The following is a 13,318-nucleotide window of genomic DNA, read 5'->3' on the forward strand; positions in this document are numbered from 1 at the left end:
CCCACCACAATAACAGTTGAAAAAACAGGTTGCCAGTGATGCGCAATTTCTGGCGATTTTTTCACTAGATAATTAGTTAAACCCCGCTACAATAGCTGGCATCCCTCTGTTTTTTCTTCTTGCTGCCAGTAACGGCGGCCTTTTTAGTCTCTCAAATAACTACAATACAAAGGTGTTCACGTGCAGAAGTATATGATCGAAGCGCGTCAGTTATTGGCACTGGCCATACCGGTGATCGTCGCGCAGGTAGCCCAAACCGCAATGGGATTTGTGGATACGGTAATGGCCGGTGGTTACAGCGCCACCGATATGGCCGCCGTGGCGATCGGAACCTCAATCTGGCTCCCGGCCATTCTGTTTGGTCACGGCCTGCTGCTGGCGCTGACGCCCGTTATCGCGCAGCTTAACGGCTCCGGTCGACGCGACCGCGTAGCCCATCAGGTGCGCCAGGGCTTCTGGCTGGCCGGGGGTGTCTCCGTCCTGATTATGATCGTCCTGTGGAACGCCGGGTATATTATTCGCGCCATGCATAATATCGACCCGGCGCTGGCAGATAAAGCAGTCGGTTATCTGCGCGCCTTGCTCTGGGGCGCGCCCGGTTATCTCTTCTTCCAGGTGGCTCGTAACCAGTGTGAAGGGCTGGCAAAAACCAAGCCGGGCATGGTGATGGGCTTTATCGGCTTGCTGGTGAACATTCCCGTGAACTACATCTTCATCTACGGTCATTTTGGCATGCCGGAACTCGGCGGCGTGGGCTGTGGCGTGGCGACGGCTGCGGTGTACTGGGTGATGTTCGGCTGTATGCTCACCTACGTTAAACATGCGCGATCCATGCGCGACATTCGTAACGACACCGCCTTTAGCACGCCTGACTGGTCGATGATGAGCCGCCTTACCCAACTGGGTCTGCCCATTGCGCTGGCGCTGTTCTTTGAAGTGACGCTGTTTGCCGTTGTCGCCCTGCTGGTCTCGCCGTTAGGGATTATTGACGTGGCAGGCCACCAGATCGCCCTGAACTTCAGCTCTTTGATGTTCGTCCTGCCGATGTCCCTGGCTGCTGCGGTGACGATTCGCGTGGGCTTCCGTCTGGGGCAAGGTTCGACGCTGGATGCGCAAACGGCAGCCCGCACCGGGCTGGGCGTCGGCGTCTGCATGGCAGTCTGTACCGCGCTCTTTACCGTGCTGTTGCGTGAGCAAATTGCCCTGCTCTATAACGACAACCCGGAAGTAGTGACCCTGGCCTCGCATTTGATGCTGCTTGCGGCCATTTACCAGATCTCTGACTCCATCCAGGTAATTGGCAGCGGCGTGCTGCGTGGGTATAAAGATACGCGTTCCATCTTCTTTATCACCTTTATCGCTTACTGGGTTCTGGGCCTGCCGAGTGGGTATATTCTGGCGCTCACGGATCTGGTGGTGGATCGCATGGGGCCAGCCGGATTCTGGATGGGCTTTATCATCGGCTTAACGTCTGCAGCCATTATGATGATGCTGCGCATGCGCTTCCTGCAACGTCAGTCGTCTGCGGTAATTTTGCAACGCGCTGCGCGTTAATGACACAGTAGCCGCCGGCTGGCGGCTACTTTCTCTTCACTTTGCGCGGTAATGAAGCAATCGCGTGAAATCAGAGAGAAAAATGCATTTTCCCTCTTGCCACCTTGGGGCTGTGCCGCTAATATTCGTCCCCGTTGTCACCGACAACACAATGCGTTCATAGCTCAGTTGGTTAGAGCACCACCTTGACATGGTGGGGGTCGTTGGTTCGAGTCCAATTGAACGCACCATTCTGCGTCCGTAGCTCAGTTGGTTAGAGCACCACCTTGACATGGTGGGGGTCGGTGGTTCGAGTCCACTCGGACGCACCATTTCAGTCCTGAAATGGTGCAAAAATCCTCTTCTGAACGTCTTAATTTTTCCCTTCATTGAATGACTTAACCTTTCTCCTGCTACGCTTATTCTATGGTTCAGAAACGCAGGAACGCTTTCGATGAAAAAAATTGCCATTATCGGCTCAGGCCCAACAGGGATTTACACCTTTTACTCACTTCTTAACAACGCAGCACCGCTGTCGATCACCGTGTTCGAAAAAGCAGACCAACCCGGCGTAGGGATGCCCTACAGCGACGAGGATAACTCCCGGCTGATGCTGGCGAATATCGCCAGTATCGAAATCCCGCCCATTTTTATCACCTACCTCGACTGGCTTAAACAGCAAAATGCAGCCCACCTTGCCCGCTATAGCGTCGACAAAGACAAACTGCACGACCGGCAGTTTTTGCCCCGTATTCTGCTGGGTGAATATTTCCACGACCGTTTTCTCGCCGTCGTTGCCGAGGCGAAAAAGGCAGGATTTCAGGTCGAGGTTCATCCCAACGCAGAAGTAACGGATATCAAAGCAGATGCAGACGGCGTGGCCCTGTCAGTGAACGATGCCCCTTTCTCAAGGCGGTTTGATCTTGCAGTGGTCGCCACCGGTCACGTCTGGCCTGATGAAGATGAATCCACCCGCGACTATTTCCCAAGCCCATGGTCGGGGCTGATGGACGCGGATATCCGAGCCTGTGAGGTGGGGATTATGGGTACCTCCCTCAGCGGACTGGACGCTGCTATGGCGGTAGTAATGCAGCATGGTCGGTTTAGCGGGGAGCAGTTCGTTGTCAATAAAGGCAGTGAGGGGCTAAACATCACGCTGATGTCCCGCTCGGGCGTTCTTCCGGAGGCCGACTTTTACTGCCCTATCCCTTATGAACCGCTGTCGGTGTTAACGGAGTCTGTGGCAGAAAGCGAAATTGCCAAAGGCCCTGACGGGCTGCTTGACCGCATCTTTGCGCTGATGGTGAAAGAGCTTGAGCTGGCCGATCCGCGCTGGTGCCAGGCGATAACGATCGGCACACTGAATGCTGACACGCTTCGTGATGTCTGGTTTGAGGATCGTAAAAAGCATGGTCCTTTCACCTGGGCCGAAGCGAATCTGAAAGAAGTGGAGCGCAACAAGTGCGAGAAACGCACCGTTGCCTGGCGCTATACCGTGCTTCGTCTGCATGAAGTAGTTCAGGCCATTGTCCCTTCACTCAATGAACGTGACAGAGAACGGTTTAAATCCGGGCTGGAGCGTGTGTTTATTGATAACTATGCCGCCATTCCACCGCAGTCTATCCGCCGGTTACTGGCACTGCGCGAGGCAGGGATCATTAGCGTAGTCGCACTCGGTGATGATTACGACCTGGATATCGGCAGCGATCAGACCGTCATCACCACGAAAGAAAAGCGTTATCGCTTCGACGTCTTTATCGATGCCCGCGGGCAGAAACCGCTCAGAAATAAGGATATTCCCTTCCCGACGCTGCGCAAACAGCTTGAGGAAACGGGGGATGAAATACCGGACGTGGGGGAAGACTACACGTTGCTGTCACCTGCGTCTCTGCGCGGACGTATCGCTTTTGGGGCGATCCCCTGGCTGATGCACGATCATCCGTTTGTTCAGGGTTTGTCTGAGTGCGCTGAAATTGGTAAAGCGATGGCGAAAGCGGCGGGGAATCCTGCATCTGGCGTGCGACGGAAGTTACCTTACATGGAGTTTTAACAGGGCTTCCCTGCCCTGCGGTGTCGGATTACTCGAAGAAGACTTCCGGGTTTTCCGACAACGACACGAAGGATTTAGTGTTCTTGTCCAGGGCAAGGATTTTGCCGCTTTCGATGTCATATACCCAGCCGTGCAGGCGAATGGCGTTGTTGCGCAGGCCTACCGCCACCGACGGATGGGTCTTGATGTTGCTCAGCTGAGCAAAGACGTTCTCCTGCACCATCGCATTCACTTTATCGATTGGCTGATCCCAGGTTTTCTTCTCAACCACCGCTTTTGCCGCATCAGAATAGCGCAGCCAGTGGGAAACGGCTGGCATCGGCTCCAGATCGGCGTTGTCAGCAATCGCCTTCATCGCGCCGCAGTTGGAGTGGCCGCAAATAACAATATCGGTCACGCCAAGGGCCACTACCGCGTATTCGATGGTTGCAGAGACACCGCCAGGCTCCGGCCCGAACGGTGGCACAATGTTGCCCGCGTTTCGAATGACAAAGAGCTGTCCTGGCTCCTGCTGCGTGACCAGTTCCGGAACCAGACGGCTGTCGGAGCAGGAGATAAACAGCGCTTTGGGATTCTGACTGGACGCTAAACTACGAAAAAGCTCTTTACGTTGCGGGAAAATCTCTTTTTGAAAGCTGAGAAAACCTTCAATGATATGTTGCATAGCCATTTCTCTTTTATCTGTTTTAGTTTAGGTATGATCGCGATCACACTCGTAAAATTTAACCACCGTGCCTTAGCGGAGACAAGCAATATATTTCTGGCCCGACCGCTGCACAATCTCATCTGCGTTCGCCGGGATGTTTTGCCCTTCAAAGGCCCCGTACAGTCGCTGGTACGTTTTCCCGGTCAGTCGACCGATCACCGATTCAACGGTGCGGGCAGGCAGCGGCAGCATATTCGGATAACTCCACATAAACGACACGGCGTCCTTACCAGGCGTAACCTGCAAAATATCACCGGCCAGCAGCACGCCGTCGCCTGCCTGCCAGTGCAGCACCGTGCCGCCTGCAAAATGCCCGCCCAGACGCAGCAGCGTCACCGACGGCATAATCTCCAGGGCGTCCTCCTCCCAGAAGCGTATCGCCGGACTGTCACGCATCACCCACTGCCGATCGCTGGCGTGCAGATAGATCGGCGCGTTAAACGCGGCGGCCCACTCCTGCATGGTGGTGTAGTAATGTGGGTGCGAAATCGCGATCGCGCTGATGCCCCCGAGCGCGTCAACTAACGCTCTGGTCGCCGGATCGAGGTTGGCGATGCAGTCCCACAGAACATTGCCCTGCGGCGTACTCAGCAGAAGCGCCCGCTGGTTGATGGCAAAAGCGGGAACGGTTTTGATGCTGAACAGCTGCGGCTCCAGCTGTTGCCATTTGTTGGTGTGCGTGGTCGTAAGGCTGTCGAAGTCCGTCCATGCCTGGCCCGTCACCGGGACATACTGGCGCTCATCGTCGCAAATCGGGCAGTTTTTGGGCTGTTCATCGTAAGCGGTACCGCAGGTTTTACAGAGTGTAATCATCGGCTTTCCTCAGCAATAAAGCACTGAGTATGGCAGGGATTATCCATATGTGCTGAGGGGTGCCTGGCCCGCTTTTTTTGACTTATACTGTGCCAGTATCAAAAACTGAATAACGCAGGTGGCACATGGAAATTGATCTCGATAACTTAGTCTTTAACGGGCTGGATGAAGCAGAAGAGCGCAACGCGGAACGTCTCGACGATGCGGATAAAAAAGCCCAGGCGATTGTCGCCGATGACGACTGCGGCGATGCCTGCAAGATCTGAATACAGAGCACCGGCCATGCCGGTGCTTTTTTTATGAATACATTTGCTACCCGCTATCAGATCTCCGGCGTTTTGCTAAACCCGGTCAGCATCAGGATCAGGCTTTGTTGAGATGACCCCGTCTCAAACTGATAGTGATTTCCCTGACGATCGCCACCGATATACCACGAAATTTCGGTTTTCCCTTCTGCCAGCGCCTTGCGCACCGCTTTATCCACGTCCACCATCCGGTATTCGCGGGAGTGGTTCAGGTAAAGCACCGCATCCGAGCGATAGTTGCAGCGCGGCCGTGAATGCCAGCTCACGGTGGCCGGATCCCAGTCGTTGCTCGCCGGATAGAAGAAGATTTGATCAGCGCCGTTGGTTTCCACTTTCCCGCCATAAATTCTCACGCGGTATTTAAACTGGGCAGGATCCTGTCCGGCAGGCAGCGGAGGGATGTTGAACTTCACCAGCGACAATGTTTCGCTGTTTTTCGTGCGTCCACCGTTCTTCCAGTTATCCTGCACCAGTAAGACCTGGGGATCGGGTTGTGAAAGTGCGGGTTCCATGCTGCTGAGCCAGACGTTGGCCTTCGCTTTTGAATAACCATACGGCACGGTGGTGCCGCAATCCATTCCGCGGTTCATGCACAGATCGGTCATAAAGCGCGCGGCATCTTCCGTCCAGCCGTTCATGAAGTCAGCATGCGCCGTATACAGGCTCCCCCATCGCTCTTCACGTTCACTGCCATGCATGGTGGGGTCGAGGGAAAGCTGGACTTTGCTGGTATCCAGAGAGCTAATTGTCGGAAGCACGTACGCAATATTCATGTTCACCGTCGGGATCTTCACCGGGAAGGCGGACGGACACTGTCCTTTCGTATCGTAGATGGCGTTAGCCAGGCCGTGGGCGGGCTTCAGGTTGACCCCGTCCCAGCAGTTCGGGAACTGAACGCCGATATTAAACTGCACGGCATCCTTCGCCTTGCGTAAGCCGCAGACTTCACCCGTTCTGGTGGTGTAGCCCTTGCCGTTGGCGCATAAAAAGGTGATATGTGGATTTGGCGCAGTGCCGTGATGATCGCCTGCCAGCAGCGACAGCCCCGCCGGGAACGGGTGCAGCGGCCAGGCGTCAACGTTCGATGCCTGATAATAGGTTTTTTGATAGGCGGGTTTGACCACCGTTCCGTCCGGTAATTTTAGCGACGGAGCCCAGTAGGCCGAGCTGTCTGCTTTGTTATCGCAGGTGGTCTTTTCCTGGGTACGCAGCGATTCACGGCTGGAGTAAGCATCCGTTTGCACGTTACCAAAAAAATCGTGCAGCATGGCCTCGTTGGGCATGCCGTACATCATAATGGCATCATCGCCGAGGGTATGGGAATAACTGCATACAACATGCGCCTGTGGACCAGCGTGTGCCGCCTGCATGGCAAGCAATAGCACGGTGGCAGAAAGCGCGGGGGTTAATACTGTCCGTTTCATTATCATCTCCATCTGAGAAAGGAGATAGTGGTAACAAAACGGCTATCGTTTACCGAGGATTAGCCAGGGCATTTTTCCCTTCATTCTCACTTTACACGCATCACGCACAGCTCATTCCAGTACATTTCGCGCGTCCGGCGAAGTTCAGCGTGACGTTTTAACATAGAACCACTCCGGGTCGATGTTGGCTACGTCCACACCATAGAGGCTGGCGACAGGCAGTATTGACTCAAGAACACGTTGCGCGCTGTTCTCCGCATTCGCTGGTCGGGGCGCAAAAAACCGCCGTAACGTGCTTATCCATTTTTTCATCGTCATTACCCTTCTCGCTTAACCTGGACTCAGTTAAACACGCCTTCATCATGAAGAGGAAATAACAATAATGACTGTTGATATGCGGGATCTGAAAAACTCGCGAGACGCTTCGTCCTAACCGGCCAGCGCTTTAACCACCGTTTCCATCGCTTTGGTGGTCAACTCACTGCGCTTAACGCGCTGGTTCGCCAGCGCGGTACGTAGTACCCCGGCAATCACGATATGCTTGGGCTCCTGCCCTAAGTCACGCATCTCCAGAACGACCTTGCCTACCACCCGACACATCTCCTGGTACAGCGCTTCGTCTTTGGTCACATTGCCCATTGCCATCACTCCGTTGCCCTAAACCGTCAGCTTAAATCATTCGTCGGCTGGATACAAAAAAGAAGCCCGGCGTGTTGTTCGCCGGGCTTCGTCTGGAAAATCAGGCGATTAGTTGTTTACCGGGATGACCGCGCCTTTGTATTTGGTGCGGATCCAGTCCTGAATCTCTTTGGAGTGCAGCACGTTCACCAGCGCGACGATATCCTTCTTCTTCTCATCACCGCGATGAACGGTAATGATGTTGGCGTACGGGTTATTCTCACCGCTTTCAACCGCAATTGGATCGTGGACCGGATCCAGACCAGCATCAATTGCGTAGTTGGCGTTGATCACCACCGCAGCACCTTCGTCGTTGTTGTACATCTGCGGCAGCAGAGATGCCTCGACGTTAGGGGTGAATTGCAGCTTTTTCGGGTTCTCCACAATATCGCTGATGCGCGCGGTCACTTTATCGATGCCTGGCTTCAGTTTGATCACGCCCTCTTTTTCGAAGATGGAGAGAATACGCCCTTCCTCGGAAACCGCATCACGCATGATGATTTTGCCGCCTTCCGGCAGATCCTTCAGCGATTTGTATTTTTTTGAATAGATACCGATCGGCTCAATGTGGATTGCGCCTGCACTGACAAAATCATAATCCTTATCGCCCGCATGGTCTTTAAGCACGCTGTTCAGGTAAGGGATGTGCTGGAAATAGTTGGCATCAATGTCATGCCCTGCCAGCGCCGTGTTTGGCAGAATGTAGTCCTGGAACGGTTTAATCTCCAGATCGATCCCCTGCTTTGCCAGAATCGGCTTAGCCTGCTCCAGAATTTCCGCGTGCGGGGTGTTGGACGCCCCCACGGTGAGCGTGTCCGCCCAGGAGGCAAAGCTCAGGGCGCTCAGGGTGGCTGCGGCGATCAGTGTCAGTGTCTTTTTCATGATGTGGTTCCTGTGTGTATTTATTAGCGTTTATCTAACAGTGAAGTAATGGCATCGCCGCAGAACTGGATAATGAACACGATGATCAGAATGGTCACCGTTGCCACCAGCGTGACGTCACCATGGTTGCGCTGGAAACCCTCCAGATAAGCCAGATTTCCCAAACCGCCGGCACCTATCACCCCCGCCATTGCGCTGTAGCTCACCAGCGCAATCAGCGTCACCGTCATACCTGAAACCAGTGCGGGTGAAGATTCCGGCAGTAAAACCCGAAACACTAACGTGCTCAGCCGCGCGCCCATCGAACGCGTGGCTTCAATTACCCCTTTATCCACTTCCCGCAGGGCAATCTCGACCAGACGGGCGTAGAACGGCGCGGCGCCCACAATCAGGGCGGGCAGCGCAGCGTTAGCGCCGAGAATGGTCCCCACAACGGTCTTGGTGAACGGGATCAGCAGAACAATGAGAATGATGAACGGAATCGAGCGGAACACGTTCACCACAATCGACATCACGCTGTAGACCGTGCGGTTGTGGAATAACCCGCCGCGGGCGGTTAAAAACAGCGCCAGACCGAGCGCGATCCCCAGAACAAACGTCGCCACGCCGGAAAGCGCGGTCATGTAGAGCGTCTCCTGGGTTGCAGCCCAAAGCTGATCCCACTTCAGGTGCGGAAAGAGTTCTTCAGCCATGCTTGATTACCTCGCCTTCAATATCGCTTTGCTTCAGGTCGGCGAGGATATTGTTCAGTTGTTCATCCGATGCCACCACGTGCACCCAGAGCTGCCCGAAAACACCGTGGGCGGTTTGCGTCATTTTGCCGTGCAGGATGTTAAACGGCAGGCCGTAGCGCAGGGTCAGTTCACCGACGATCGGCCTGTGCGTGCTGTGCCCGGTGAAGGTGAGCTTGATGACCGCGCCCTCCAGCTCATTTGCCAGTTCGGTATTGAAGGTCTCTTCCTCCGCGTACTGGCTCACCTGGCGGACAAACTGCCGGGTGATCGGCTGCTGAGGATGCGTAAACACGCTCAGCACCTCCCCCTCTTCCACCACCTTGCCGTTCTCCATTACCGCCACGCGGTCGCAGATTTTGCGCACCACATGCATCTCATGCGTAATGAGTACGATGGTCAGGTTAAAACGACGGTTAATGTCCAGGAGCAGATCGAGGATCTGATCGGTGGTTTGCGGATCCAGCGCCGAGGTGGCTTCGTCACACAGCAGTACGTCCGGATGATTGGCCAGCGCGCGGGCAATGCCCACACGCTGTTTTTGCCCGCCGCTCAGCTGGGACGGGTAGGCATTCTCGCGCCCCTTCAGGCCGACCAGCTCCACCAGCTCGGCAACGCGAGCCTGAATTTGCGCTTTTGGCACACCGGCAATTTGCATTGAAAAGGCGATGTTTTCCTTCACCGTGCGCGACCAGAGCAGATTAAAGTGCTGGAACACCATGCTGATTTTCAGGCGTGCCTGACGCAGCGCTTCTCCCTTCGCGGCGGATATATCCTGACCGTTAATGGTGACGCTGCCGGCGCTGGGCTTTTCCAGACCGTTCAGCAGACGGATAAGCGTACTTTTCCCGGCCCCGCTGTAACCAATGATCCCGTAAATCTGTCCCTGCTCTATCGTCAAATTGACGTTATCAACGGCTGTCAGCGCCAGCTTCCCGTTGTCAAAAACCTTCGAAATATTACTGAGTACGATCATTCTTATTCGTTATCCGTTACGCATATAGCGGTTTAGCAGTATGGATGTCCAAAAGATAGTAAACAGCCGTTATCAGCTTTTAAATGACCAAAAAAGAATTTCTTATAATGCGGAGGAATAAGCAGCGAACTGGCGGGTGAAAAGCATTTAGATGAATATCTGCAATAATTATCTGCCTTTTGCATATCAGGTCTCATTCATCCGACGAAATTGGTTAATTTTTCAGCACTATGTACTGATATAGCCATCCTCACATCCGGGCACCTTTACGTCTTGCTGTCTTTCAATCCAAAAACATAAGGATTATTCCTTTCTGTTCTAAAACCCAGTGAAACGTTCTTTATTGAGAAAATTTCATGGTCCTATCATCCGGTCATCACCTCTTCACAGGACATGACCATGACGCTTTACCACTCCGTCACCGAACTAATTGGCCATACGCCACTCATCCAGCTGCACAAGCTGGATACCGGCCCCTGCTCGCTGTTTCTGAAGCTGGAAAATCAGAATCCAGGCGGCTCGATTAAAGACCGCGTCGCGCTGTCGATGATTAACGAAGCCGAGCGTATGGGGCAGCTACGGCCCGGCGGCACCATTATTGAAGCCACGGCGGGGAACACCGGCCTGGGGCTGGCGTTGATTGCGGCGCAAAAGGGATACTCGCTGATCCTGGTGGTGCCGGACAAAATGAGCCGCGAGAAGATTTTCCACCTGCGCGCGTTAGGAGCGCAGGTCGTGCTGACCCGTTCAGATGTGAATAAAGGGCATCCGGCCTACTACCAGGATTATGCCCGGCGGCTGGCGAACGAACTGCCAGGCGCGTTTTATATCGACCAATTCAATAACGCGGCCAATCCGCTGGCGCACCGCACCACTACCGCACCGGAACTGTTTGAACAGCTTGACGGCCAGATCGATGCCATCGTCGTCGGCGTGGGGTCCGGCGGTACGCTGGGTGGCTTACAGGCGTGGTTTGAAGAACATTCGCCGCAGACGGAATTTGTGCTTGCCGATCCGGCCGGGTCGGTGCTGGCGGACCAGGTTGAGACCGGACGCCATCACGATGCCGGATCGTGGCTGGTTGAAGGGATTGGCGAAGACTTTATCCCTCCGCTGGCGCACATCGAAGGGGTTAACCGCGCCTGGCGCATTACCGATCGTGAGGCGTTCACCACCGCCCGCGATCTGCTAAAAACGGAAGGGATCCTGGCAGGCTCCTCCACCGGCACGCTGCTGGCGGCGGCGCTGAAATATTGCCAGGCGCAGACTACGCCAAAACGTGTGGTCACCTTCGCCTGCGACAGCGGAAATAAATACCTCTCGAAGATGTTCAACGACGACTGGATGCGCCAGCAGGGGTTGATTTCGCGTCCGCAGGCAGGCGATCTCTCGGACTATATTGCCCTGCGCCACGATGAAGGCGCGACGGTGACTGCCGCCCCGGACGACACGCTTTCCACCGTGCTGGCCCGCATGCGCCTATACGACATCTCCCAGCTGCCGGTGCTCGATAACAACAAGGTCGTCGGCATCATCGACGAGTGGGACCTGCTGCGACACATTGAGGGAAATGCCGATCGCTTCTCTCTCCCCGTGACGGCGGCCATGACGCGTCAGGTCGAATATCTGGATAAGCTGGCCCCGGAGAGCGCCCTGTACACCATCTTTGACCGTGGCCTGGTGGCGATTATTTATGACGAAGACCGCTTTCTGGGTCTGATCACACGCAGTGACGTACTCACCACCTGGCGTAACCGCCTGACGAAATAAAAGGAGCAAAAGATGAAAAACCTGGCCACCCTCAGCGTTCACAGCGGTGAGTATCACGACACGCACGGCGCCGTGATGCCGCCAATTTACGCCACGTCGACGTTTGCGCAACCGGCACCGGGTGAACATACCGGCTACGAATACTCCCGGAGCGGCAACCCAACCCGCCATGCGCTGGAGACCGCCATCGCCGAACTGGAAGGCGGCACGCGCGGGTACGCCTTCGCGTCAGGGCTGGCGGCCATTTCCACCGTGCTCGAACTGCTGGATAAAGACAGCCATATCGTTGCCATTGACGACGTGTATGGCGGTACGTATCGCCTGATCGAAAACGTGCGCAAGCGCAGCACCGGGTTACAGGTGAGCTGGGTTAAGCCGGACGATATAGCCGGACTTGAGGCCGCCATTCGCCCGAACACCCGCATGATCTGGGTGGAAACGCCGACGAACCCGCTGCTGAAACTGGCCGACCTGGAGGCGATCGCAGACATTGCCCGGCGCCATAATGCGATCAGCGTGGCGGATAATACCTTCGCCTCCCCGGTCATTCACCGGCCGCTGGAGGCGGGGTTCGACATTGTGGTTCACTCCGCCACCAAATATCTCAACGGTCATTCAGACGTGGTTGCCGGGCTGGCTGTTGTCGGGGCAAATAAGGATCTCGCGGAGCGTCTGGGCTATCTGCAAAACGCGGTTGGCGGCGTTCTGGATCCGTTCAGCAGCTTCCTGACGCTACGGGGGATTCGCACCCTCGCCCTGCGCGTTGAGAAGCACAGCGCCAACGCGCTGGCGATTGCGCAATGGCTGGAGCAGCATCCGCAGGTAGAGAGCGTGCTCTATCCCGGGCTGGAGTCACACCCCCAGTATGCGCTTGCCCGCAGACAAATGGCGCTGCCGGGCGGCATAATCTCCGTTGTGATTAAAGGCGATGCGCAACGCGCGACAGAGGTGATTCGTCATCTTACGCTCTTTACCCTGGCGGAAAGCCTGGGCGGGGTGGAGAGTCTGGTGAGCCAGCCCTACAGCATGACCCACACCTCCATTCCACTGGCGCAGCGTCTTGCAAACGGCATTGTGCCGCAGCTGATACGCCTGTCGGTGGGGATTGAGGATGCGAAGGATCTGATCGCCGACCTTCAACAGGCGCTGGAAAAGTGAGCAAAAAACGGCGGGCGTTGCGCCTGCCGTCATAAGATGACATTAGGCCTTAACGCCTTGATAACAAACTTATGTGAATCCGCACAGATTGTTTTTGAAACGCTGTTTCCATTTTCCTTTTTACTGTGAATCAGCGTATAATGCGCGCCAAATCCCTGGTGAATGGTTTCAGCGCTTGGAATACAAAAAACAACGTACAACTTCTCCTCTCCTTCGTTGGGCTGGCACTCAGGCACACTTTCTTCTGCACGCTCATTTGATGTCACCTATTCTTAGTGCGTGTCATATACTC

General features: G+C 55.1%; 13 protein-coding genes and 2 tRNA genes. 7 read left to right on the forward strand and 8 right to left on the reverse strand.

Annotated features, from left to right (window positions below):
• Positions 1–180: 180 nt before the first annotated feature.
• The 4 genes from mdtK to IM282_RS04110 all read left to right on the forward strand — a co-directional run bounded on the left by mdtK (position 181) and on the right by IM282_RS04110 (position 3,583).
• Positions 181–1,554, forward strand: a complete 1,374-nt coding sequence (gene mdtK, locus IM282_RS04095) for an MdtK family multidrug efflux MATE transporter (RefSeq protein WP_032622176.1) — start codon at positions 181–183, stop codon at positions 1,552–1,554.
• 153 nt (positions 1,555–1,707) lie between these two features.
• Positions 1,708–1,784 (forward strand) — tRNA-Val (locus IM282_RS04100).
• Positions 1,785–1,788: 4 nt separating this feature from the next.
• Positions 1,789–1,865, forward strand: a tRNA-Val gene (locus IM282_RS04105).
• Positions 1,866–1,987: 122 nt separating this feature from the next.
• A complete protein-coding gene (locus IM282_RS04110) occupies positions 1,988–3,583 on the forward strand; it encodes an FAD-NAD(P)-binding protein (RefSeq protein ID WP_192970167.1) in 1,596 nt (531 codons plus the stop codon).
• Positions 3,584–3,611: 28 nt separating this feature from the next.
• Here IM282_RS04110 and IM282_RS04115 read toward each other — a convergent pair whose 3' ends face one another.
• A complete protein-coding gene (locus IM282_RS04115) occupies positions 3,612–4,247 on the reverse strand; it encodes a carbonic anhydrase (protein WP_022647889.1) in 636 nt (211 codons plus the stop codon).
• A 72-nt stretch (positions 4,248–4,319) separates the two neighbouring features.
• Entirely contained in the window at positions 4,320–5,102 is a 783-nt protein-coding gene (locus IM282_RS04120) for an MBL fold metallo-hydrolase (RefSeq protein WP_192970168.1), read from the reverse strand.
• Positions 5,103–5,227: 125 nt separating this feature from the next.
• Here IM282_RS04120 and IM282_RS04125 point away from each other — a divergent pair, with 125 nt between their 5' ends.
• Positions 5,228–5,368: a hypothetical protein gene (locus tag IM282_RS04125; RefSeq protein ID WP_003857665.1), complete on the forward strand. Its 141-nt coding sequence runs from the start codon at positions 5,228–5,230 to the stop codon at positions 5,366–5,368.
• A gap of 56 nt (positions 5,369–5,424) precedes the next feature.
• Here the strand turns inward: IM282_RS04125 and IM282_RS04130 are convergent, their stop codons facing one another.
• From IM282_RS04130 to IM282_RS04155, 6 genes are all read right to left on the reverse strand, one after another.
• The gene (locus tag IM282_RS04130) at positions 5,425–6,831 is read right to left on the reverse strand and encodes a DUF1996 domain-containing protein (RefSeq protein WP_045309086.1); all 1,407 of its coding nucleotides are present in this window, start codon (positions 6,829–6,831) and stop codon (positions 5,425–5,427) included.
• A 144-nt stretch (positions 6,832–6,975) separates the two neighbouring features.
• The gene (locus IM282_RS04135) at positions 6,976–7,143 is read right to left on the reverse strand and encodes a hypothetical protein (RefSeq protein WP_022647883.1); all 168 of its coding nucleotides are present in this window, start codon (positions 7,141–7,143) and stop codon (positions 6,976–6,978) included.
• Between the two features lie 117 nt (positions 7,144–7,260).
• Positions 7,261–7,470 (reverse strand): fumarate hydratase FumD, encoded by a 210-nt coding sequence (gene fumD, locus IM282_RS04140; RefSeq protein ID WP_003857676.1) that lies wholly within the window; start codon positions 7,468–7,470, stop codon positions 7,261–7,263.
• A gap of 108 nt (positions 7,471–7,578) precedes the next feature.
• A complete protein-coding gene (locus IM282_RS04145; protein WP_003857677.1) occupies positions 7,579–8,391 on the reverse strand; it encodes a MetQ/NlpA family ABC transporter substrate-binding protein in 813 nt (270 codons plus the stop codon).
• Between the two features lie 23 nt (positions 8,392–8,414).
• Positions 8,415–9,083 carry a methionine ABC transporter permease gene (locus IM282_RS04150; RefSeq protein ID WP_017384621.1) on the reverse strand — a complete coding sequence of 223 codons (669 nt, stop codon included), beginning with the start codon at positions 9,081–9,083 and terminating at the stop codon, positions 8,415–8,417.
• Positions 9,076–10,098, reverse strand: coding sequence for a methionine ABC transporter ATP-binding protein (locus IM282_RS04155; RefSeq protein ID WP_023299939.1), 1,023 nt, complete (start codon positions 10,096–10,098; stop codon positions 9,076–9,078). Before IM282_RS04155 ends, IM282_RS04150 begins: the two co-directional genes overlap by 8 nt.
• A gap of 399 nt (positions 10,099–10,497) precedes the next feature.
• Here IM282_RS04155 and IM282_RS04160 point away from each other — a divergent pair, with 399 nt between their 5' ends.
• Together IM282_RS04160 and IM282_RS04165 are read left to right on the forward strand one after the other, a co-directional pair.
• Positions 10,498–11,868, forward strand: coding sequence for a cystathionine beta-synthase (locus tag IM282_RS04160; protein WP_063163273.1), 1,371 nt, complete (start codon positions 10,498–10,500; stop codon positions 11,866–11,868).
• Between the two features lie 12 nt (positions 11,869–11,880).
• Positions 11,881–13,026: a PLP-dependent aspartate aminotransferase family protein gene (locus IM282_RS04165; protein ID WP_192970169.1), complete on the forward strand. Its 1,146-nt coding sequence runs from the start codon at positions 11,881–11,883 to the stop codon at positions 13,024–13,026.
• Positions 13,027–13,318: the final 292 nt, after the last annotated feature.

It is taken from the genome of Enterobacter cloacae complex sp. P29RS (genome assembly GCF_014893445.1).
In the GTDB taxonomy this organism is placed as follows: Bacteria; Pseudomonadota; Gammaproteobacteria; order Enterobacterales; family Enterobacteriaceae; genus Enterobacter; species Enterobacter intestinihominis.

Excerpts from the sequence above, each read along its gene's own strand:
- IM282_RS04110 (WP_192970167.1), top strand. The coding sequence starts at position 1,988 with ATGAAAAAAATTGCCATTATCGGCTCAGGCCCAACAGGGATTTACACC.
- IM282_RS04115 (WP_022647889.1), bottom strand. The coding sequence starts at position 4,247 with ATGCAACATATCATTGAAGGTTTTCTCAGCTTTCAAAAAGAGATTTTC.
- IM282_RS04120 (WP_192970168.1), bottom strand. The coding sequence starts at position 5,102 with ATGATTACACTCTGTAAAACCTGCGGTACCGCTTACGATGAACAGCCC.
- IM282_RS04125 (WP_003857665.1), top strand. The coding sequence starts at position 5,228 with ATGGAAATTGATCTCGATAACTTAGTCTTTAACGGGCTGGATGAAGCA.
- IM282_RS04130 (WP_045309086.1), bottom strand. The coding sequence starts at position 6,831 with ATGAAACGGACAGTATTAACCCCCGCGCTTTCTGCCACCGTGCTATTG.
- IM282_RS04135 (WP_022647883.1), bottom strand. The coding sequence starts at position 7,143 with ATGAAAAAATGGATAAGCACGTTACGGCGGTTTTTTGCGCCCCGACCA.
- fumD (WP_003857676.1), bottom strand. The coding sequence starts at position 7,470 with ATGGGCAATGTGACCAAAGACGAAGCGCTGTACCAGGAGATGTGTCGG.
- IM282_RS04145 (WP_003857677.1), bottom strand. The coding sequence starts at position 8,391 with ATGAAAAAGACACTGACACTGATCGCCGCAGCCACCCTGAGCGCCCTG.
- IM282_RS04150 (WP_017384621.1), bottom strand. The coding sequence starts at position 9,083 with ATGGCTGAAGAACTCTTTCCGCACCTGAAGTGGGATCAGCTTTGGGCT.
- IM282_RS04155 (WP_023299939.1), bottom strand. The coding sequence starts at position 10,098 with ATGATCGTACTCAGTAATATTTCGAAGGTTTTTGACAACGGGAAGCTG.
- IM282_RS04160 (WP_063163273.1), top strand. The coding sequence starts at position 10,498 with ATGACGCTTTACCACTCCGTCACCGAACTAATTGGCCATACGCCACTC.
- IM282_RS04165 (WP_192970169.1), top strand. The coding sequence starts at position 11,881 with ATGAAAAACCTGGCCACCCTCAGCGTTCACAGCGGTGAGTATCACGAC.